Annotated in this window: 18 protein-coding genes; 8 read left to right on the forward strand and 10 right to left on the reverse strand. The window is 49.3% G+C overall.

The window, feature by feature from the left end; genetic code table 11:
• Nucleotides 1–169 precede the first annotated feature (169 nt).
• The 7 genes from IEV89_RS17050 to IEV89_RS17080 all read left to right on the forward strand — a co-directional run bounded on the left by IEV89_RS17050 (nt 170) and on the right by IEV89_RS17080 (nt 9,578).
• Entirely contained in the window at nt 170–1,282 is a 1,113-nt protein-coding gene (locus IEV89_RS17050; protein WP_188474723.1) for a tyrosine-type recombinase/integrase, read from the forward strand.
• 113 nt (nt 1,283–1,395) lie between these two features.
• Nucleotides 1,396–3,537, forward strand: coding sequence for a 5-histidylcysteine sulfoxide synthase (gene ovoA / locus IEV89_RS17055; protein ID WP_188474724.1), 2,142 nt, complete (start codon nt 1,396–1,398; stop codon nt 3,535–3,537).
• Nucleotides 3,538–3,764: 227 nt separating this feature from the next.
• Entirely contained in the window at nt 3,765–4,106 is a 342-nt protein-coding gene (locus IEV89_RS17060) for a metalloregulator ArsR/SmtB family transcription factor (protein ID WP_188474725.1), read from the forward strand.
• Nucleotides 4,107–4,539: 433 nt separating this feature from the next.
• Entirely contained in the window at nt 4,540–6,087 is a 1,548-nt protein-coding gene (locus tag IEV89_RS17065) for a methyl-accepting chemotaxis protein (RefSeq protein WP_188474726.1), read from the forward strand.
• Nucleotides 6,088–6,374: 287 nt separating this feature from the next.
• Nucleotides 6,375–6,518, forward strand: coding sequence for a hypothetical protein (locus IEV89_RS17070; RefSeq protein ID WP_188474727.1), 144 nt, complete (start codon nt 6,375–6,377; stop codon nt 6,516–6,518).
• Nucleotides 6,519–6,527: 9 nt separating this feature from the next.
• A complete protein-coding gene (locus IEV89_RS17075) occupies nt 6,528–6,842 on the forward strand; it encodes a hypothetical protein (protein WP_188474728.1) in 315 nt (104 codons plus the stop codon).
• A gap of 222 nt (nt 6,843–7,064) precedes the next feature.
• Nucleotides 7,065–9,578 (forward strand): heavy metal translocating P-type ATPase, encoded by a 2,514-nt coding sequence (locus IEV89_RS17080; RefSeq protein ID WP_188474729.1) that lies wholly within the window; start codon nt 7,065–7,067, stop codon nt 9,576–9,578.
• A gap of 185 nt (nt 9,579–9,763) precedes the next feature.
• On the opposite strand, the gene IEV89_RS17085 is transcribed toward IEV89_RS17080, so the two are convergent.
• The 10 genes from IEV89_RS17085 to IEV89_RS17130 all read right to left on the reverse strand — a co-directional run bounded on the left by IEV89_RS17085 (nt 9,764) and on the right by IEV89_RS17130 (nt 19,507).
• Complete coding sequence (locus IEV89_RS17085; RefSeq protein WP_188474730.1) at nt 9,764–10,621, reverse strand: MBL fold metallo-hydrolase; 858 nt, start codon at nt 10,619–10,621, stop codon at nt 9,764–9,766.
• A 41-nt stretch (nt 10,622–10,662) separates the two neighbouring features.
• On the reverse strand, nt 10,663–11,187 hold the full coding sequence (locus tag IEV89_RS17090) for a phenolic acid decarboxylase (protein WP_188474731.1): 525 nt from the start codon (nt 11,185–11,187) through the stop codon (nt 10,663–10,665).
• A gap of 168 nt (nt 11,188–11,355) precedes the next feature.
• Nucleotides 11,356–12,708 (reverse strand): amino acid permease, encoded by a 1,353-nt coding sequence (locus IEV89_RS17095; RefSeq protein WP_188474732.1) that lies wholly within the window; start codon nt 12,706–12,708, stop codon nt 11,356–11,358.
• 98 nt (nt 12,709–12,806) lie between these two features.
• Entirely contained in the window at nt 12,807–13,667 is an 861-nt protein-coding gene (locus IEV89_RS17100; RefSeq protein ID WP_268235671.1) for an Orn/Lys/Arg family decarboxylase, read from the reverse strand.
• A gap of 279 nt (nt 13,668–13,946) precedes the next feature.
• The gene (locus IEV89_RS17105) at nt 13,947–15,143 is read right to left on the reverse strand and encodes an MFS transporter (RefSeq protein WP_188474734.1); all 1,197 of its coding nucleotides are present in this window, start codon (nt 15,141–15,143) and stop codon (nt 13,947–13,949) included.
• A 19-nt stretch (nt 15,144–15,162) separates the two neighbouring features.
• Nucleotides 15,163–15,495, reverse strand: coding sequence for a DMT family transporter (locus tag IEV89_RS17110; RefSeq protein ID WP_188474735.1), 333 nt, complete (start codon nt 15,493–15,495; stop codon nt 15,163–15,165).
• 321 nt (nt 15,496–15,816) lie between these two features.
• Nucleotides 15,817–16,155: a transposase gene (locus IEV89_RS17115; protein WP_268235670.1), complete on the reverse strand. Its 339-nt coding sequence runs from the start codon at nt 16,153–16,155 to the stop codon at nt 15,817–15,819.
• A complete protein-coding gene (locus IEV89_RS17120) occupies nt 16,128–17,123 on the reverse strand; it encodes a glycosyltransferase (RefSeq protein WP_188474736.1) in 996 nt (331 codons plus the stop codon). Before IEV89_RS17120 ends, IEV89_RS17115 begins: the two co-directional genes overlap by 28 nt.
• Before the next feature lie 60 nt (nt 17,124–17,183).
• Nucleotides 17,184–18,011, reverse strand: coding sequence for a universal stress protein (locus IEV89_RS17125; RefSeq protein WP_188474737.1), 828 nt, complete (start codon nt 18,009–18,011; stop codon nt 17,184–17,186).
• A gap of 17 nt (nt 18,012–18,028) precedes the next feature.
• Nucleotides 18,029–19,507, reverse strand: coding sequence for a SulP family inorganic anion transporter (locus IEV89_RS17130; protein WP_188474738.1), 1,479 nt, complete (start codon nt 19,505–19,507; stop codon nt 18,029–18,031).
• Nucleotides 19,508–19,929: 422 nt separating this feature from the next.
• Here IEV89_RS17130 and IEV89_RS17135 point away from each other — a divergent pair, with 422 nt between their 5' ends.
• On the forward strand, nt 19,930–20,553 hold the full coding sequence (locus IEV89_RS17135) for a recombinase family protein (RefSeq protein WP_188474739.1): 624 nt from the start codon (nt 19,930–19,932) through the stop codon (nt 20,551–20,553).
• Nucleotides 20,554–20,558: the final 5 nt, after the last annotated feature.

Consider the following 20,558-nt stretch of genomic DNA (forward strand, 5'->3'; position numbering starts at 1 on the left):
TCCTCCAGAATACATTGGCTAAAATGACAGGCATAGCATTGCTATTTTTCATTCTCCGCACTCTTTATGACTCCAGACTTAATAGGTCTGGAGTCATAAAGCTTTTGCGTCTGATCCGCTGAATTGTTATAACTGCCACCCGGACTTTAGCCCTGTTGAAATCGCCAGAATGAATACTGCTGTGACCGAACCCGATATCGCCGCCGAACAGGTTGGCCGTCATGTGATCCATTTTCTTATGCAGATCAAAAATGCTTCACTGGCAGAACTTGACAACGCTGACGAAGAAATCAACGCGACCGTCGAGCAGGCAATGAAGGTGTGGATAAAGCTGTCGCTGATGATCACCCGCCGGCGTCCGGAGATCGCGGTATCCTCGTTACTCAATCACGTACTGCCAGCGATCGGTCAGTTGCCGCTCAATAAAGTTAGCCGCCTTCGGCTCAACCGCTTGTTTAACGTGCTGCTGGCAGAGGGGAAAATTGCCGAAGCTAAACGTGTTTTTGCTTTGTGTAAACAGTTTCTAAGTTGGGCTGAAATCCAGGGATATTTGGAGCATTCGCCGATCGGTTCGATGAAACGTCGCGATGTCGGCGGGCGTAATACGCCTCCACGCGAGCGTTCGCTGACCGATGCGGAAATCTGGGTTTTCTGGCATAGCCTTGATTTATGGGATATTTCAGAGCAGTGCCGCTGGGCGCTGCGTCTCTGTTTGCTCACTGCACGACGCCCTGATGAAGTCGTGCGCGCGCGCAAAGAGGAGTTTCATTTACGCATCGGCATATGGCGGCAGGGTTTGCGCAATAAATCGCGGCGTGACCACAGTTTGCCGCTGACACCTTTGATGATCCGCTGTATTCAAGCGCTGCTTAAAGCCAGCCCGACCGACAGTCCCTGGTTGGTGCCATCGCCTGCCGATGGGCAAAAACCGCTGTCGCGTGGCGCGATCACTCAGGCGCTGCGGCGCGTGGTCCGTGCTGAAAGAGGGCCGGGTATCGAGCCGTTTACCACAAGGGATCTGCGCCGTACTGCCCGTTCAAAACTGGCATCACTCAGTGTTGCCAACGATGTCGCGCGTAAAATAATGAACCATTCACTGGAAGGCATCGACCGGGTGTATGACACGCATGATTATCTGCCGCAAATGAAGCAGGCACTGGACACATTGTCCGCCGATATCGAACGTATTATCTCTGCGGGATCCTACCAGTCTTTGCGTCATCGCTTTGATGGTGAACCCTTGCAACTTACTGAGCGTTCCCTGCTGTTTATGCTCGATTAATCGGTCATTATACCGATTGAATTGTGTCGAAATTTCTCATGAAAGCATGATTAAATGAATAAATGCTACACTTTGCAGTTCATTTGCTTCGTCAGATAACAAAGGAAATATCCATGAATCCCCTAAAAATAACCACAACCGGGTTACCTGAGCCGACGCAAACATTATGTCTGAACGGAAGCAGCGCTGTCGAAAAACGTCATGAAATTCTTGAGTACTTTAACCAGACCTGGAACCTGTACGAAAGCCTGTTCGATTGCCTGGACGATGAGCGCGCTTACTTTAATAAAGCTATCTCCCTGCGTCATCCGCTGATTTTCTACTTCGGTCATACCGCCACTTTTTACATCAATAAGCTGATGGCTGCCGGTTTGATTTCTCAGCGTATTGATGACGGTATTGAGGCCATGCTGGCGATTGGCGTGGATGAAATGAGCTGGGATGACCTCGATAACAGCGAATACAGTTGGCCGGGTGTCGCGCAGTTACGCGATTATCGCCGCAAAGTTCGCTCCGTTTTAATTGATTTTATTGAAAATATGCCCCTGTCTCTGCCACTCAGTTGGGAAAGCCCTGCATGGGTTATCTTGATGGGCATCGAGCATGAGCGTATTCACCTTGAGACATCCAGCGTGCTGATTCGCCAGTTGCCTGTCGAATGGGTAAAACCTCAGGCGCACTGGCCAGCTTGCCCTCATGTCCGTGAAGACCGCACTACCGTGCCGCCAAATTCGCTGGTTACGCTGCAAGGTGGGCAGTTAACGTTAGGGAAAAGGGACGATACCTACGGCTGGGACAATGAATACGGCACCGCGCATTGCGATGTGAAACCCTTTAAAGCCAGCAAGATGCTGGTCAGCAATGCGGAGTTTTTCGAGTTTGTGCAGGCCGGCGGTTATCAGAATCCACAGTGGTGGGATGACGAAGGTCAGGGCTGGCGCGATTTTTCTGGTGCCACCATACCAACATTCTGGGTCGGTTCTTTGGTGCAGCCGGAGGAGCTCAGGTTGCGCCTTATGACCGAGGAAATTCCAATGCCGTGGGACTGGCCTGCTGAAGTTAATCAGTTGGAAGCTGCCGCATTTTGCCGTTGGAAAGCGGATGAGACGGGTAAGTCAATCCAGCTACCCACCGAAGCAGAATGGTACCTACTGCGTGAGCAGGTGGAGGGTGATCAGCCTGACTGGCAGCTGGCGCCTGGCAATATCAACCTGTCATGGTGGGCTTCTTCCTGCCCGATAGACCAGTTTCCTCAAGGTGATTTTTACGACGTAGTGGGTAATGTCTGGCAGTGGACGACGACGCCAATAGGCGGTTTTGACGGTTTCCGCGTCCATCCACTGTATGACGATTTCTCGACGCCGACCTTTGATGGCAAGCATTCGATCATCAAAGGTGGCAGCTGGATCTCCACCGGCAACGAAGCGCTGCGTTCTGCACGCTATGCTTTCCGCCGTCACTTCTTCCAGCATGCGGGGTTTCGCTATGTCGTATCAACGCATCAGGAGAAATTGGTCGTAAACCCCTATGAAACGGACACGCTGGTATCGCAATACCTTGATTTTCAATATGGGGAAAGCTATTTCGGCGTGAATAACTATGCCCGCGCCCTGGTGGATATCGCTGAAAAACTGTGCGAAAAGCGTCATCGCGTACTGGATATCGGTTGCGCTACCGGCCGCGCCAGCTTCGAACTGGCACGCCTGTTCGATCAGGTGACCGGCATGGATTACTCTGCGCGTTTTATCGACGTAGCGCTATCTCTGGCCAGCGGCGAGACGTTGCGTTATCTGATACCAGAAGAGGGTGATCTGATGGAGTATTGCCAGGCGAGATTGTCGGATGTTGGAATCAGTGCCGAGCAGGCGGGAAAAGTGCGCTTTATGCAAGGTGATGCCTGTAACCTGAAACCGCAAAAAAATCCTTACGATCTCGTGTTGGCCTCAAATCTCATCGACCGGTTGCGCGATCCGAAACGCTTTTTGCAGGATATTGCGTCGATGCTTTCTTCCGGCGGTCTGTTGATACTGTCATCACCCTATACCTGGTTGGAAGAGTTCACGCCGAAAGGTAACTGGATAGGTGGTGTACGAGAAAATGGTGAAGCACTCACCACGTATCAGGCACTGCAACGCTTGCTGGCGGCTGATTTTACCGAAGTCCAGGCACCTGTGGATGTGCCTTTTGTGATCCGCGAAACGGCACGCAAATATCAACATACTGTGGCGCAGCTAACGGTGTGGCGTAAACGCTAATGACGAAAGGGCAGACGTGCTAGTCAGCACGGCCTGCCATCCTCATATTCTGCACAACGTTTCCTTCCTGACTGCTTTTGCCAATACCGCCCTGTGGCAGAGGTTAATGACTGCCCGTTTCATGTCCGTTCTGTGTTTTAGAAACATAATATATTCGTTATTCCATATATATTTTTGACATCACTATCCCGCTGAGTCGTATCTTCGGTTCAACCACGGGGGTTTATATGTCTCAGCTAACGCCGCTTCAATTCTTCAAACTTTTGTCAGATGAGACGCGCCTTAACATCATGTTATTACTTCGGGAAACCGGTGAGTTGTGTGTCTGTGGCATCACGACGGCCATTCAGGAAGCACAACCTAAGACCTCTCGCCATCTTGCCATGCTTCGTGAGTCCGGTTTATTGCTGGATCGTCGTGAAGGTAAATGGATTCATTATCGACTCTCGCCACATCTGCCTATTTGGGCCGACACTATCCTTGAGCAGATTTCAGCATGCCAGTTTGTCGAAATTGCTCGGCTAGCTAAACGTCTGAATCAAGGTAAAGGCATGTGCTGCCAACAGTAACGCGTGAAAAAAAACGTTAATATTTATCAAAGAAGACGGTGAAATTGTCACTGATGAACACGGGTCACGGGTGACGAAAAGCTGATCTGCGTGCGGTGTTAAAGCAGGACACACTGTGCAGGAAAGATCGAGGGAAAGCACCGCGTCTGGTGGAAACCGTACCTTGATGCGCGATCCGTGCATTGAACAAAATGACGCGTGCAGGCATGCCAGAAAGTGTACGGATTGCCTGCGGAAGTGACGGATAGCGGGTCGTTTTACCTAAACCCGATTTATTCAACAAAGCCCCACCGATGCCGAATAGTTTATGCCGTTCTTGCAGATCTCACATCAATGGAATTCTCAACTAAAGTAGATTATACGGATTGCCGATATGTTAGTAACTTAGGATTTGTTATTACATAAGTTACAATCTGACCAAGGAAACGTCACTATGCGCAATAATCAACCTGTATCACAGCATGAATATCAGTACCCGGATGATGCTACTTTAATGTCGACAACTGACGCCGATGGTTATATTACTTATGCTAATGATGCTTTTATTGATGTTAGTGGTTTTGCGAGTGAAGATATTATCGGTCAACCTCATAATATTGTCCGTCATCCGGATATGCCTCAGCAGGCATTCAAAGACATGTGGGCAACCTTGAATAAAGGTATTCCATGGACAGCACTGGTAAAAAATCGCCGCAGAAATGGCGATCACTACTGGGTTCGCGCCAACGTAGTACCTATTATTCGAGATGGAAAAACCTGCGGTTATTTGTCTGTCAGAACTAAACCCTCCGTAGCAGATGTTTCGGATGCGCAGAAGCTTTACGATAAAATGAAGCGTGGCGAACTGAAAAACCGTCATCTGTATAGAGGATTACTCGTTCGTACGGGCCTCACCCGAGGATTATCCATCCTAAAAACACTCTCTGTTCGCTGGAGGATACGCAGTAGTCTATTTGTCTTATTGCTGGTCAACTCTCTGTCAATTCTTAGCCTCACCGCACTTTCAGAGATGCAAATGATGACCGCTTTTGGCCTGAATATTCTTTCAACGTTGTTACTGGGATGGTGGCTGGAATGGCAAGTCACCCGACCAGTCGAATACCTTTGCAATCAGGCATTACGCGTTGCCAGCGGTGCCAGTCATTCTATCGAACCACTGAACCGAGTGGATGAAATTGGTGTGGCATTACGTTCGGTGGGGCAACTGGGCCTGGTTTGCCGCTGGATGGTAGATGATGTTAGCGATCAGGCACGTAAAGTTCACGCGTCCAGCGAATCTCTGGCAAATAGCAACGATTCACTGAGTCAGCGTACTGAACAAACGGCGACCAATATTGGAGAAACTGCGGCGGCTATGAATGAAATAAGCACAACGGTTGACAGTAATACTCAAACAGCAGCCGAAGCCGATAAACTTTCATCAAATGCCCGCCAGATAGCGGAAAAAGGCAGTAATGCGATGCATGGAGTTATCGACACAATGCAGAAAATTACTGACAGCTCACGCCAAATTTCTACTATTATCAGCGTTATTGATGGCATCGCTTTCCAGACTAATATTCTGGCCCTTAATGCGGCAGTAGAGGCTGCGAGGGCCGGTGAGCATGGTAAAGGTTTTGCAGTCGTCGCGAGCGAGGTTCGCAGCTTAGCGCAACGCAGCGCTACCGCCGCTAGCGAAATTAAGAGGTTGATCAATTCAAGCGTGGAGACGGTGGTTTCAGGATCAAAGCAGGTTGAGTTAGCAGGAGAAACCATCACCGAGATTGTGTCTCAGGTACGGGGTGTTTCTTCACTGATTGGACAAATCCGCAATGCGACCAGTGAGCAAAATTTGGGACTGTTGGATATAGCCAAAGCCATTGAGGAGTTAGATCGTATTACCCATCAGAATTCAGTTCAGGTACAGGAAGGTGCTTTTGCATCATCTAGCTTGAAGCAACAAGCTGACCGACTGGTCTGCGCCGTGGGTGTTTTTCGCTAAGCCTTTATATAAGGTTGGCGACAAACCCCCATTAATCAAGAACGGGCTTTGTTGAATAATGATTAGCTGAGAGTTGGGGTTAATCCTGAATTCTCTGGCCTAATAATCGGTGACACCGACTTAAGAGGATATCATCCTTGAAATGAAGGTGCCTATGGTCAGAACTACACGCAGAAATTACAGCAAAGAATTCAAAACTGAAGCCGCCAAACTTGTTTGTCGGCAAGGCCTTTAATGTGTCGAAATGAACATCGCTGACCAGAACATCAGCTGTTGGGTCACTGCTTATGAGCAATATCAGCACTGGGGAAAGGCCACGCAGCGAACTTGACGCTGAACTACGCCGCCTTCGTGCTGAAAATGAAGAACTTAAACAGCTGAAGGAAATCCTAAAAAAGGCCATGACCTTCTTTGCAAAAGAGCAGCGCTGAGAGGTGTTGTTGAATAAATCGAACTTTTGGTCGTTATCAGGATCAGATCCCCACATTCCTGACAATATCGCGGTACCCCGTGGCAAAACAAAAGTTCAAAGTGACCAGTTGGGCAGCCTACAACAAGGCGCTCATCAATCGTGGCTGGCGGTGCTGGAATTTGAAGAACTCCCGGACACGCTGCTGACCAGCTTCGCCGAAAAAATAAAAGGCATGTTCAGCATCAAGCAGACCACCGGCTCGCTGGAGGTCAAACAGGGTGGCGTGATGATGGGCAACATCACCCACTCTGGCAGCCTGCCGCACCCCACCTCGCACGGTTAGCAAACCTTTCTGATGTCATGCCAATACAGAACACATCACCTGCCATCCGGATGTTTTTTGACAAAGAAAAGCCCGCAAAATACGGGCTTTATATCGAAGTGTGGTTGCGTTGTGGGTTGTGCTGAAAAAAATCCTTTTATATCAACATAATATTTAGTTGACCTTCACCTGACAGGAAGGTTTAAACTTCTCCCCAATATAACTCTTTAAGGGGGTAGGTCAATGGCTCTCCAACCAGATTCCAATCCATCCGCGTCCTTAGTGACTCGTTTTAGCATGCCGGTCGAAGGAATGAGCTGTGCATCATGCGTTGGTAGGGTTGAGCGTGCGCTGAAAGCGGTCCCCGGCGTGCTGTCGGCTACGGTCAATCTCGCCACCGAACGTGCTGATATTACCTTCAACGACCAGTCCGACCCGCACTTGGCTGTCCGCGCTATCGAAGGGGCTGGCTACGCCGTCCGCGAAGATACCACCGAGCTGGCGATCGAAGACATGAGCTGCGCATCTTGTGTGGGTCGGGTTGAGAAAGCGCTCTCAAAAGTCCCGGGAGTGCTCGAAGCCAATGTCAATCTGGCGACTGAGCGAGCACGAGTGCGTTATCTCTCCGGTGTCGTCTCCATGACGGATCTGGAAAATGCTGTCAAACAGGCAGGCTATACGTCACGCCGCTTGTCGCGCGAAACCGCTGACGCGGATGACAAAGACACTGAGCGTCATGAAAAAGAGTCACGGTCGTTGCGGCGCTCGTTACTTATTGCTGCCATCTTCACCTTACCCGTTTTCATTCTTGAGATGGGTTCCCACCTGATCCCCGCGATGCACCATTGGGTGATGGGTGCGCTGGGTCAGCAGACCAGTTGGTATATCCAGTTTGTGCTCGCCACCCTGGTACTGTTTGGACCGGGTCTGCGTTTCTTCCGCAAAGGTGTACCGGCATTACTGCGCGGTGCTCCTGATATGAACTCGCTAGTTTCAGTCGGCACGGCGGCCGCTTACGGTTATTCTCTTGTCGCCACTTTTCTTCCCGGAGTGCTACCGCAAGGCACTGCCAATGTCTATTTCGAAGCCTCAACTGTCATCGTAACCTTGATTCTGCTCGGACGGACATTGGAGGCGCGCGCCAAAGGGCGAACCTCGCAGGCCATTAAACGGCTGGTCGGGCTACAACCCAAGACCGCCCGGGTCGAGCGCAACGGCGAGACGGTTGATATCCCGCTAGACCAGGTAACCGTCGGTGATGTTGTGCACGTCAGGCCGGGTGAAAAAATCCCGGTTGATGGCCTGGTTGTTGAGGGCGCGTCTTATGTAGACGAAAGCATGATTACGGGTGAGCCGGTGCCGGTGTCGAAGGGGGAGGGCACTGCAGTTGTCGGTGGTACGATCAATAAGACGGGTGGGTTCAATTTCCGCGTCACCAAAGTCGGTGCTAATACGGTGCTTGCGCAGATCATCCATCTGGTTCAGGAAGCGCAGGGTTCCAAACTGCCAATCCAGACGCTGGTTGATAAGGTCACCATGTGGTTCGTGCCGGCGGTGATGGCAGCTGCCACGCTGACCTTCCTGATCTGGCTGATCTTTGGTCCATCCCCGGCACTGACCTTCGCGCTGGTTAATGCGGTCGCGGTGCTTATTATCGCCTGTCCGTGCGCGATGGGACTGGCCACGCCGACTTCAATCATGGTCGGTACGGGGCGTGCGGCCGAGTTCGGCATTCTCTTTCGCAAAGGGGAAGCATTGCAGGCCCTGCGCGATGTGAGCGTCATCGCGCTCGATAAGACCGGTACGCTGACTAAAGGACATCCCGAACTGACCGACCTCGTTCCCGGAGAGGGTTTCGAATACGATGATGTTCTGGCGCTCGTTGCTGCGGTCGAAAGCCGGTCAGAACATCCGATCGCCGAAGCGATCGTCGCAGCCGCCAGGCAACGGAACATCACGCTGGCACCTATTGAAGATTTTGAGGCAATGCCCGGTTTTGGCGTGTCGGCGAAGGTGTCCGGACAAACTATCGCCATTGGTGCAGACCGCTTTATGACGAAGCTTGGTCTGGATGTCACAAGCTTCATGCAGGTTGCCGAGCGTCTTGGCAACCAAGGTAAGAGCCCGCTTTATGCCGCGATTGATGGTCGTCTGGCGGCAGTGATTGCCGTTGCCGATCCTATCAGGGAAACGACACCTGAGGCGATCAGAGCGCTGCACGCGCTCGGACTCAAGGTCGCCATGATCACCGGAGACAATGCGCGGACGGCGAGGGCGATCGCCAGACAGCTCGGTATTGATGAAGTCGCAGCCGAAGTCCTGCCCGATGGCAAGGTTGCTGCGCTGAAGAAATTCCGGGTCAATGGCGCGCGAGTTGCCTTCGTGGGTGACGGTATTAATGACGCCCCCGCGCTGGCTGAAGCTGATGTGGGGCTCGCCATCGGTACGGGAACGGATGTGGCAATCGAGGCGGCGGATGTCGTCCTTATGTCAGGCGACTTATGTGGTGTGCCGAATGCCATCGGGCTTAGCCAAGCGACAATTCGCAATATTAAGCAGAATCTGTTCTGGGCCTTTGCCTACAACGCTTTGCTTATTCCGGTCGCGGCAGGTGTGCTTTACCCACTCAACGGCACCTTACTGTCGCCGATTTTTGCCGCAGCCGCGATGGCGCTTTCCAGCGTTTTCGTGCTCGGCAATGCACTGCGGCTTAAGCGTTTTCAGGTTAGAACGCACACAGTAAAGCCGTCACACTAAGCATAAGTGAAAGCAATTGAGCACCATTGCAAACAAAAACTCAGACGATGTCGTTCAGCCCTAAAAGACTCAGTTAGGCCCCGTGGGAGCGAAACTGTAAAACGCCCGATGAAGTTCATCAGGCGTTTTAAGGCTGAAAAGTGTCAACCTATAGCAGGGCTAGTGATGGGTAAGATTCACAAGGGTTAAATCTCGACTGGCATGTTCCGTAATGACACGGGCCAGTCACCGGGCCAGACGTAATGATCTTTGAGAATCTTTGCACTGTACTCCAAGCAGATACGTACAGGTAGATTCGGATAGATACGGTCCATCTGTGCGATAAGTTCATCACTATTTGAAGTTTTAGACATCTGCTTTCTAAAGTCATGAATATATTGGCGCGTGAAGCTGATTGCTGAAGGGCTCAGTGATGGGTTTAGCGGGGCATGACCAGGGATAACCACTTCAGGAGAGAGTTCTTCCAGTACATCAAGGTCGTGCATCCAGCGTTGCTGGCGTTCTTCATTGCGCATATCAGCAATCCAGACGTGAGCATTATCAAAAACGACATCAGACGCAATAAGGGTTCTCAATGAAGGGATCCATAATGGTGAAATGGTAATACAGTCTCCACTCATCATACCAAGGATTTTTATTTCTTCTCCCTCAAGATAAATAACATCATCTTGAATCATGGTGATGTCGTATTTAATATTGGCACCATTTTCTTTTAAAATAGTATTCCCCCAATATGCGATTTTAAAATCATAAGCATCATTCACGTCATCAGCCACTTTTTTATAAGCTATAACCTGGGCGTCAGGCCATACGGCTTTGACCACTTCCAGACCTAAGAAATGATCTGGATGCAAATGTGTTATGAATATTTTAGTGAGTTCTTTTTTGGTTTCAATTAATTCAGCAACCAGCCGGTGTGCATTGGCAATAGTAAATTGTGCGTCGACCAGTATTGCTTCCTTCTCCCCCATTATAATGGTCGAAATTACCCCGAAACCATCATGAGAATCGCTACTAACAAAAACCTTTGTGGATAATCCCATAGAAAACTCCTTTTCTTAATGATGTAATAAAATCCGTTGGATCATTTACCGTCAAAAAAATCATCCGGAAGCTGGCCCGGAGGCATGCTTATCACCTCATCGTTATCTTTCCCTTCATTTTTCATGTAGGTGACTTCAGCGAACTCGGGAATAATCACATAAGGGTATGCTGGCCCCTCGTCTCTGAAACGGTGCATATCCTCAATAAAGCTATTTTGGAAACAAATGGTTTTCTCCGGATGTTGACCTTCACCGGCAATCCACTGAGGGAAGAAGATCGTTCCATGAACAAGTTTTCTTTTCAGATCAAAAAGGAGACTGACGCAAGTGCCAGTGGGTTCGTGCCAGTCAACTTTGAAAATACCAGGTGCAAATTGTACAGCATGCATTTCCTGGTTTGTAACCCACCGGCCGCCCACTAATCCATGATGTATACGATAATCACAGGCATGCTCGTTACGAGCATACCATTCGTATTTCCATCCGTTATCGTAAGTATAAACAAAATGGGTGCCAACGAAGTCTGAGAGATCGTTAGACATTTCCTTTAATAAGCTCGTTTCCATAATACATCCTTTTGTTTAGACATGTAGCAAGTTGTCATTATTTCACTCTTGTCTGGAATACTATATTCTTATAAAAATAATTTTAATACACCAGAAAACTGATAGTAATAATCTAAAAACTAGATATTCATTGTTACATTTTTAATATATAGAGGTATGCCGGTAAAATTATTCATCTTGACTGCTATAAAGAATCTCATCTCCCGCTTTTTTACGTTTTGCTGCGACTAATGCATAAAGAGGTATGGAGAGAAGCATCATTAATACTCCCCAGAACATGGCACTTTCACCTGAACCAAAGAGGGCAAACAGACAGTAGGCGATACCTATGACGGCCAGGGTGCAGTAGAAAACAAAGCTAAAACCTTTATTTAAGGATTTAGCCACCATGATAATGGGAAGTGAAATAAGCGCATACATATAGGGTAACAAGGAAGCAAATACCGACATCAGAATGATAATTTGAAACTGCTTAGCCAGATCGGGCGATGCAGTGGTCAGTAATACAACCGTCATTAGGATACCCGAAACGATAAGCCCTTTGATGGGCACATCATTTTTATTGACATCAGCAAAGAAACTCGGAAATAACCCTTGCTTGGCTCCCGCTTTTGGGGCTTCAGATTGGAGGATTAACCAGCCAGAAATAGATCCAAAGCACGCAATAATGCTTAATGTAGACACAATTTCTCCCGCAACAGGACCAAACATATAACGGGCAGCATCCGCAAAAGGTGCCGCTGAATTAACTAACTCCTTATGCGGTACGAGCCCCATGATAACGGTACAGCTGCTTACGTAACATATTGCGGCGATGAGAAGGCCTAACACGGTAGCCTTGGGTACCGTAGATTCAGGGTTATCTACCTGACCTGAAGACACCACGGCGGATTCAACTCCCAGAAAACCCCAAAGCGCCAAAGAGGCGGCGTAAAAAATCGCAGAGGTATCACTTCCCTTCGTGCCGTTATAGACCTGCGTAAATAGCGCCGGTTTAAACCAGAACCAGCCAATGAAACCAATCCCCAGAACCACGACCAACATGCAGCACGCGGTAAAAGACTGTGAACGTCCAGCTACCCGCGCCCCTAAACTTGAGAAAGCGATAAAAGCCCATAAAATAATAATAGCGGCAATGCTACTGAACACAGGATCTTTCAGAATGGGGAAGAAATAGCTTAAATAACCGACACCTGCGACGAGCAGCGCAACGTTGCCCACCCAGGCACTGATCCAGTAGCAGATCGTAGTCTGAAAGCCGATAAACGGCCCAAAAGCGTCACTGGCATAAGCAACAATTCCGCCATCTCGAGGGGTAATCAGACTATTTTTAGCGAAAACGAGTGCCAGAGCAATCACCCCACAGATTGTTATGCCCCACCCGTATATTGAAATATAACCGACATTGGCGAGGTTAGTCGGTAGCATAAACACACCTGAGCCCATCATATTTGAAGCCGTTACCAATGTAAGAGCCACTAATCCCATCTTTTTTACGGCGTTTTTATTAATGTGATCCATATCCTTTCCTATTATCCATTGCTTACCGAGCATTTTCATGGGTGCTGCAACACCCATTATTTGACAAGGCAATTAAGCCAAAATGAGTGAATGCTGGATTATTGGGATCGCTTGATGCAACGTACCCAAAAAAAGCCGTTCTCATCGGTTTCTACGCCCTGTAACTCATGTTCAAATCCCGGAAATCTCTGCCCGAAAATTTGTAATGCAACCAAATAGTCACTAATAGCCTGAGACTCACTGATGATTTGCTCACCGGGCATGATGAGAGGAATGCCCGGTGGGTATGGGGTTATCATCACGCCTAAGGTTCGATTTCGGATATCAGCAACTTTCACTAATTCCGTTTGGTCAGCGACTAGCGCTTCGTAGGCCTGTGAAGGGGAAAGGACAGGAACTGTTTTTGCGGAACAGGCTAAATCCGACAGCTGAGCAATGTTTAACTCGATATTGGACTGATGTATAGCGCGACATAAATCGCCCAGCCCTATATCCCGATAACAAGGCGCAGAGTCATAAACAAGGGGAAGTACCGAGGCCAGAGGCGTATTTTCATCGTGATGATATTTAAACATCATCAGTAAATCGATCAGGGTATTCCATTTCCCTTGTGTTGAACCCAGTGCAAAAAGGATCAGAATATTGTAGTCACCATTTCTGGCGGGAATAATACGCTGCGTATCCAAATATTTTGAAACAACAGGAGCAGGAATACCAAAATCGTTCATTTCACCCTGTGCGTTTAAACCCGGACAGGTGATCGTCACCTTAATGGGGTCTAACATCGCATAACCATCGGGCAAGTCGTCAAATCCATGCCATTTTTCGCCAGAGCGCAATAACCAGCAGGCGGGAGTGCTCGCTAAAACAGCATTCGGCACATCCACGAAGGGGATCCGTTCTCCACGCTGCGACAGGGTTTCCGGCTGCCAGATATCGAAAAACCAGCCCTCGGGGATGTCAGCTTTAAGGGGTCCGCTTGGAAAACGGAAAACATCCTACGCTAAGCCTGTTTTTTGTACAGGTTGCTTCACGGGCCCTGATGGTGACCAAAAAATCATCAAAACTACCCCACGAATATGTTGAGAGGTCTGAAGTCGCAACTGTGCGAAAAACTACGTTAAGAAAGCAACCTTCTGAAACAGCGAGCTTTATCAGAGCCATAAAGAGAGCAGAGCTTTATCCTTTGGGAAGGATATGAATGGTGTTACGGGAAAAGAGCGTGGCGGTGCGGCGCGTTATTGCGGTGTATCCGTCCTGATACCGGTGGCCAGCAGACTGGCGCCAAGGATGTAGACCAGGCAGAACAGTGCCTGAAGATGCAGGGTGACATGATGATCTATCAGCACGCCCATGATTACCGGGGATGCCCCGCTGGCAATTACCGTACCTGCCTCAACCGCCGAACGCACCCGGGCTAGCTGCGCCGGACCAAACAGTTGTACCCAGAGCGCAGTGGCAAGCGTTGAGGCAATTGCCGACGATATGCCGGTCATAATCAGGTAAAAAGGCGTCACCCACTGACTGTTGCTGAGCCAGAGCGCCAGCATGGCTAGGGCCTGTGGCATCAGAAACCACGGCAGCAGCCTGCGTGGTAAGAGTCGGTCAATCAACGGGCCAAACGACAGCAGCGATACCGCCTGGGTAATGGCGTAGGCAATAAACCATACCGCCACCCACGACAACTCCCAGCCTTTCTCCTGCGCCAGCCTGGCCTGGTGGAAGAAGAATCCGGTGGTGATAAAGGGGGAAGCCAGCACGACCGGCAGCGCCAGCAGCAGGTTGCGGTTTTTCCATACCGGTGCCTCTTTTTGCTTCTCCTCACCCCGCTTTCTGAACGAGCGCAGCGGCTTCTCTTTTCCGCGGGGCAAAAACATCAGCGCGACCCCTACGCCGGCAACAAGCATACCGGCATTGATGCCCCAGGCAGCCCGCCATCCTGTTAGCGCGCTTATCTGCACCGCAATCACAGGAAAAACGGCCTGCGCCAGCGAGAGCCCCAGCGCAATGGCGCCGAGCGCCTTGCCTGCATCAAGGGGGAACTGACGCGCTGTTGCGGTCAGCGCGGTATGCACCATCAGTCCCTGACCGCCGAGGCGCAGAAAGTAAAACCCGATGCAGAGCATCCACGCCGCCTGTGCGCCGGAAACGAGCAGGCAGGCCGTGACCAGCAGCAGGGTAACCGCCAGCGTAAAACGGCGGGTGGTGGTGTAGTCAATCGTCCGCCCGACCCAGGTCAGCGTAATGGCGCTCATTACCGTTCCTATCGCGTACAGCCCCCCCAGCCCGCCGTCGGTGAGCCCAAAGGCCTGACGAAAATCCTGCCCGTAAAGTGAGACAAAATAGGTCTGTCCAAAGCTGGACATAGCCATCAGCAGCGCACCGAACGTAAGGTGAGAGGCGTTATGAAACATAAACCGAAAAAGCTGACGCATGAATACCCCTGAAGAGAATCTATAGCTGCTTGTCTGCTGCCAGTATTTTTAAGCCAATAATACCCGCCAGAATCAGTCCGAAACAGGCAATGCGTAACAGTCCCTTATCTTCATTTAAGTAAACCATACCGTAGGCCGCAGTCCCTAAAGCACCAATCCCGACCCAGACAGCATAAGCTGTTCCTACAGGAATAGTCCGTGTTGCCAGGGACAAAAAGTACATGCTTACACCGATAAATGTCAGACAAAAAAGACTGGGGTAGATTCGCGTAAATCCCTCAGTTCGGGGCATTGACGCGGCATAAAAGACTTCGGCTATGCCAGCAATCACCAGATACATCCATCCATCCATTTATAAAATTCCTTAAAACAGTTCATCGAGACTATTAATAGGGGGCCGCCTGGAAAACGGATCTATGGTCACTCCCGTTTTTGCAACACCGATTTTGACAATAAGTTGGCTTGCTTGAATCTATCCGCTGTCTGAATGGAATTTTATTCCCGCGCCTCGATGAGTTCCGCGCCTGATGAACCTCCAGAAAATATACGGCTTCAGCGAGCCTTTCCGTTTTACAGGTTCCTCAACAGGCCAGTGGGGCGTTCGTATCATCAATAATCAGTATTCGCAAAACCAGATGAGTATTTGTTTAAACAGCTGTATTTCTTGTTATGCTTAGTAAGTTTGCTGTCGTGCTGTCAGTGTCCAGACTATTCTGGCCAGCTTGTTCGCCAGAGCACAAGTCACGACAAAGTTACTTTTCCGACACAGTAACTCCCTTACCCAATCGGCCAACTTGCCAGACTGGTGTTCCAGTTTTTGTATGAATACCCTGGCACACTGAACCAGTAAGGCTCGTATCTTTTTGTTTCCTCGCTTGTTGATACCCAACAATGTCGTCCGCCCGCCCGTGCTATAAATTACTAACCGCCAGCCAAATACCTGATTAACTATGGCATTCGCAGCGAGATGAGTATTTCCCCCTGTTAAGCCAATAGCAATATAATTACCCATTTTAAATGCGGGCTAGCGCCAGTGAATTTTTGTGTTTTTACAAAAACCTTCAGTAAAAAGAAAATATCACTAAGGCTATATACGCCTTTTACTAAATCTCTATATGCTATTTTACTTACAAATAACCGCCTGATTCTTTCTTTGTCCCTCACCTTTTTTCTATATAAACCAAGAAAGTGTCTGGCTTCATAAAGAGCGTGCCTGAAAAGTGATATGCTAAAGTCAGCTTTCTTTATCGACTTAGCATGGTTGATAGTTTTCGATATTACATCAATATAGCACTCTGCTCTGACGTCGAAATAATCACCACGATTTGTGATGGATTCATTATTGTACTTGTAGGTGTAGTCCATATCTTTTGATATGTAGAAACGCCCATTAGCTAATGCTAATTCCATCGTCCATAAAATATCTTTGTGACTTCGGCCATCATGAAATGACAGATTGTTATTCGTGATATAGTCAGACCTAACTAACTGTAACCAAAGGTAATGTGGCCATTCCCTGACTTTTACTGCATGACTTACCCACGCATTGCCGGATAAGATTTCATCATATGGTTGGTTGGTGTGTATGGGTTTTTTATTATCGCTTTCATGCCAAAGCTTCCACGCATTGGATATAAGAACATCGACACCATGGTTGGATGCCTGGATATACCTGTTATATATGAATCCTTCGGACACATCGTCATCGGCATCCAGAAACATGACCCAACGACCCCGGTGGTTACTTAGTCCATTATTTCTGGCTGCGTACACCCCTTCATTACGTTGTTCGATAACCTGAATCCTATCATCCCTTATAGTATTAATTATCGCAGACGTATCATCTGTGGATCCATCGTTAACAATAATAACTTCAATGCTGATTCTGTCTTCTATCAATATATCCTTGAGCAAGGGTTTGATTGTTTTTTCAGCATTGTATATGGGAATTATTACACTTACCGCAATTTCATGTTTCATGTTCACTCCAGTCAATTGAACGTATTTATTTGCCCCCGGGGTTACTTCCGGGGGCAAAAATCACCTCAGCATTAAGAGTGGGATCTGTGTTTTTTCCAACATGGCGGTGGTGTTGCTGCCGATAAAGAATCGCCGCAATGGCGAATGGCCATAGGCCCCCATCACAATCAGGTTAATGCCATTTTCATTAGCATGACGGCAGAGCGCCTCGGCAACGGATGTCCCTTCCAGTAAATGGTTTTCGGTGGCGATGCCGGCCGCTTGCAGCACATTTTGTGCTTCCTGCAAGGCTCGCGCATCCCCCTTCACCATCACGATGTGGCAAACCAGGCCATTGAGTAGCGGACCAAGCGACAGGCGCGTCAGGTTTTTGCGACTCTCATCGCTGCCATCATAGGCGAACATAACTTTGGACGGCGGAGAATAAACCTCCGGCACGATAAGCACTGGTTTCTTCTGCAGACGAATGATGCTTTCCAGGTGGCTGCCAACCGGGTTCTGCGTTCCTCGGCGGCCCAGCACCATCAGGCGAACATCCCCCAAATCAGCCAGAATTTCATCCAACGCGCCATGTTTTTGCAGTAATTGAACATCAGCATGACCGACTTCATTCAATAACTCCGCGCAGCCAGCCAGAATGGCCTTGCCCTGCGCCATTAATAACCGGCTACGCTCTCCCTCGACTTTTACCAGCTCTTCGGTGAGATACGCCTGGCTATCAATGCCGATGCTTCCAGTCAAATCTGAAACGGCAGGATGAGAGTCTTTCTCCAGGACATGTAGCAGGGACAGCGGTACATCCAGCAGAGCAGCGGCCCACGCCGCGTACTCACACACCGGACGGGTAGACGGCGAGCCGTCAACACAGGCAATAACGGTATTATTCATCTATATTCTCCTGATTGTTAATGGCCGCCCATCAATTTTTCCACTTCTTCGGGTTTGTCATGCACCCCGAAGCGGTCAACAATAGTGCGGGTAGCTTGATTCATGCCGCGAATTTCTACGTCCATACCTTCACGACGGAACTTAATGACCACTTTGTCGAGTGCGCTGACCGACGTAATATCCCAGAAGTGGGCATGCGAGACGTCAATGACTACACGTTCTACCGCTTCACGAAAATCGAAGTGGTTAATAAACCGATCGGCAGAGGCGAAAAATACTTGGCCGGTTACGGCGTATGTCCGCGTTGACGCTTTGAGTTCGGATGACACGGTCATAAAACGGGACACTTTGCTGGCAAAGTTCAGTGAGGCGATCAGCACACCAGTCAATACGCCATACGCCAGATTATGCGTTGCTACCACCACGACTACGGTAGCCAGCATGACGACGCTGGTTGACAGTGGGTGGTTGCGCAAGTTGGTAATAGAGCGCCAGGAGAAGGTGCCAATAGAAACCATTATCATCACCGCTACCAGGGCCGCCATTGGGATCTGCGAAACCCAGTCACGCAGGAAGACCACCATACAAAGCAGGACGGCGCCTGCGGAGAGTGCGGAGAGACGCCCACGCCCCCCGGATTTCACGTTGATCACCGACTGGCCGATCATCGCGCATCCGGCCATACCGCCAATAAATGCAGCGCCAATGTTGGCAACCCCTTGAGCCTTACACTCCCGGTTTTTATCGCTTGGGGTATTAGTCATGTCATCCACGATGGTGGCGGTCATCATCGATTCAAGCAGCCCAACGACGGCCAGGCCAGCTGAATAAGGCAGGATAATCAACAAAGTATTGAGATTGAATGGAACATCTGGCAACAAAAATACCGGAAGGCTGTCCGGTAACTTGCCCATGTCGCCGACGGTACGCACATCCAGATGCAACCACATGGATATCCCGGTCAGCACCACGATACAGACCAATGGCGAGGGGATGGTTCTATTGAGGTAGGGGAAGAGGTAAATAATGCCGAGACCAGCAGCTGTCATGGCATAGACGTGCCAGGTGACGTTGGTCAACTCCGGCAACTGCGCCATGAAAATCAGGATCGCCAGGGCATTGACAAAGCCGGTAACCACCGAGCGCGAAACATAACGCATCAGACTGCCAAGCTTTAAATAGCCAGCAATAAGCTGAATCACACCAGTAAGCACAGTAGCGGCCAATAGATACTGTAGGCCGTGGTCTTTCACCAGCGTCACCATCAGCAGTGCCATCGCGCCGGTTGACGAAGAAATCATTCCAGGACGACCACCGCAGATAGCGATTATCAGCGGAATACAAAACGCAGAGTAGAGCCCGACTTGCGGGTCAACGCCGGCGATGATGGAAAAGGCGATCGCTTCGGGAATAAGCGCAAGCGCGACAACAATACCGGCCAGTACGTCACCACGGACGTTACCCAGCCAGTCCTTACGCGTCGAGGACAGCAACATAGTATTTTCTCAGTTTTTGAATACAGTCAGCCCGTAAAGGGCAAAAATTTAGATACGGTAAAGCACATCCGCTGACGTGATGTTAAAGAGTGCGCGCTGAGGGTTACTCAGAACGACAGAGAAGGGGGAACTCAGGGTGGCGTAATACGCATGGTCGTTTTTATTACTCCTTGATGGTCGGTGTGTACACCTTCAGGGATCAGATAAACCAGATGAAGATATTCAAGGCTGGCCGCGAAGTCTGCCAGGGCAAACCGCGTATTACTATAAACGAAACTGAAACAGGGTCAATCACGGATTAAATGTGCTATTAATGTATACCCCAATGTCATAGCCTAAAGTTCCACCATTTTCCCCTTGGATCATCACTTATCTGTCACGTACATTATGATCATCACTTAAACGTCATCAATGGGTGAAAAATGTACATTCACGGTTACCTCCGCGCATCAACAAAAGAACAGGATGCTCTCCGAGCAAAAAATAGGATGAAAGCCTTTGTTGAAGAAAAAGGATTTCGACTGGCTAGTTGGTACACCGAAAATGTATCCGGGGCATCACTTCAACGGCCAGAACTTTTACGGCTACTTGATGATGCTGCACCTGGTGACATTATTCTCATCGAGCAGGTTGATCGCCTTTCGCGCCTGGATGAGGAGGGCTGGCAAAAACTAAAGCATCTTATCCAGGAAAAACACCTTGTGGTTGTCAGTCTTGACCTCCCAACGAGCCATATGGCTCTTGCAACACATGCTGGTGATGAGTTTACCCTTGTAATGCTTAAGGCTATTAACGGAATGATGCTTGATATGCTGGCCGCCATAGCTCGCAAAGACTATCAGGATCGTCGCCGGCGCCAAGAGGAAGGGATAGCGAAAGCCAAGGTGGCCGGTAAATTCCGGGGACGTCAGGCAGATAATCAATTGCATGAAAAAATCATAGAGCTTCGGGTTAAAAACAGACAGAGCATCCGTGACACCGCGAGGTTGTGTGGCGTTTCAGAACGAACGGTTATACGCATTGTTAAACTTAAAGCATGTTCTTGATGCGT

Origin of the sequence: Hafnia psychrotolerans (genome assembly GCF_014639435.1) — a bacterium.
Taxonomy (GTDB): Bacteria; Pseudomonadota; Gammaproteobacteria; order Enterobacterales; family Enterobacteriaceae; genus Ewingella; species Ewingella psychrotolerans.

Coding starts and splice junctions, on each gene's coding strand:
- IEV89_RS17050 (WP_188474723.1), top strand. CDS start 170: ATGAATACTGCTGTGACCGAACCCGATATCGCCGCCGAACAGGTTGGC.
- ovoA (WP_188474724.1), top strand. CDS start 1,396: ATGAATCCCCTAAAAATAACCACAACCGGGTTACCTGAGCCGACGCAA.
- IEV89_RS17060 (WP_188474725.1), top strand. CDS start 3,765: ATGTCTCAGCTAACGCCGCTTCAATTCTTCAAACTTTTGTCAGATGAG.
- IEV89_RS17065 (WP_188474726.1), top strand. CDS start 4,540: ATGCGCAATAATCAACCTGTATCACAGCATGAATATCAGTACCCGGAT.
- IEV89_RS17070 (WP_188474727.1), top strand. CDS start 6,375: ATGAGCAATATCAGCACTGGGGAAAGGCCACGCAGCGAACTTGACGCT.
- IEV89_RS17080 (WP_188474729.1), top strand. CDS start 7,065: ATGGCTCTCCAACCAGATTCCAATCCATCCGCGTCCTTAGTGACTCGT.
- IEV89_RS17085 (WP_188474730.1), bottom strand. CDS start 10,621: ATGGGATTATCCACAAAGGTTTTTGTTAGTAGCGATTCTCATGATGGT.
- IEV89_RS17090 (WP_188474731.1), bottom strand. CDS start 11,187: ATGGAAACGAGCTTATTAAAGGAAATGTCTAACGATCTCTCAGACTTC.
- IEV89_RS17095 (WP_188474732.1), bottom strand. CDS start 12,708: ATGGATCACATTAATAAAAACGCCGTAAAAAAGATGGGATTAGTGGCT.
- IEV89_RS17105 (WP_188474734.1), bottom strand. CDS start 15,143: ATGCGTCAGCTTTTTCGGTTTATGTTTCATAACGCCTCTCACCTTACG.
- IEV89_RS17110 (WP_188474735.1), bottom strand. CDS start 15,495: ATGGATGGATGGATGTATCTGGTGATTGCTGGCATAGCCGAAGTCTTT.
- IEV89_RS17115 (WP_268235670.1), bottom strand. CDS start 16,155: ATGGGTAATTATATTGCTATTGGCTTAACAGGGGGAAATACTCATCTC.
- IEV89_RS17120 (WP_188474736.1), bottom strand. CDS start 17,123: ATGAAACATGAAATTGCGGTAAGTGTAATAATTCCCATATACAATGCT.
- IEV89_RS17125 (WP_188474737.1), bottom strand. CDS start 18,011: ATGAATAATACCGTTATTGCCTGTGTTGACGGCTCGCCGTCTACCCGT.
- IEV89_RS17130 (WP_188474738.1), bottom strand. CDS start 19,507: ATGTTGCTGTCCTCGACGCGTAAGGACTGGCTGGGTAACGTCCGTGGT.
- IEV89_RS17135 (WP_188474739.1), top strand. CDS start 19,930: ATGTACATTCACGGTTACCTCCGCGCATCAACAAAAGAACAGGATGCT.